Source organism: Oleiphilus sp. HI0123 (genome assembly GCF_001635315.1).
In genome coordinates, this window is sequence record NZ_LWGE01000882.1 from 1 (window position 1) to 780 (window position 780).

Below are 780 nucleotides of genomic sequence, written 5' to 3' on the forward strand. Positions count from 1 at the left end.
CTCGCATTATCGCTTGGTCGATGAGTGTGAACTCAAAAGCTTATTTGATGATTGCGAAGAAGGTGCGGTTCCTGCACTAGGCCAAGTCTATGGCTTACCAGTAGTTTGGGATAAAAGCTTGGAAGAGATGCCTAGTATTTACTTTGAAAGTGGCGACCACCATAACCTGATTCATGTTAACCATGGCGCATTTATGCAGCTCATGGGGCTTCAGGAAAATGATGTGATTAGCTGCCCGACAGAGTTTTATGAGGCGAGAACGCAGTTAATACAGTAGTTTGTAGGCAGAGTGTTCCGCCCCTCGCTGATCAACCCTGTGCTAGCCGGCCTGCGAGCCGTGGAAGGCTCCGTAAACACATTGAACCACCGAGGTCACAGAGCGCTTCGCTGCACAGAGTAAAGATCAACCTTAATAATTCTTATATGTCTTCTCGGTGGAGGCCCTNTGCCGCTCGGTGTTCTCGGTGGTGAATAGTCTTTGATGTTTTGACCTTTGAGGAAGCAGAGGGTTGCATCCCTTATCTGGACTCCCCGTGCTAGTCCGCATGCGAGCCACGGAAGGCTCTGCATACAGAAACACGGGGACTGACTCTAAATGCTACTTCTTAGATTTAGCTTCTTTCAATGCCCATGCGCCAACTGCTAGCATTGCCATCACGGCCAAAGAAACTTCCATTAAGCCCATATGGCTCTCGCCCACGTGCGCCTGCCCTGATGCATGCATACCTTCGTGAGCGAGTGAGGCAAGGCTCACCATCATCATGGCGATTAAGGCACTTG

Annotated in this window: 2 protein-coding genes; one reads left to right on the forward strand and one right to left on the reverse strand. The window is 49.9% G+C overall.

The genetic code is table 11. The features are described 5' to 3' along the window. Nucleotides 1-277, forward strand: a 277-nt coding sequence (locus A3761_RS07635; RefSeq protein WP_197472945.1) for an aminoacyl-tRNA deacylase, incomplete at its 5' end; no start/stop codon positions are given. A 321-nt stretch (nucleotides 278-598) separates the two neighbouring features. Here the strand turns inward: A3761_RS07635 and A3761_RS27360 are convergent. Then, the coding region (locus A3761_RS27360; RefSeq protein ID WP_197472946.1) for a hypothetical protein at nucleotides 599-780 on the reverse strand (182 nt) is incomplete at its 5' end.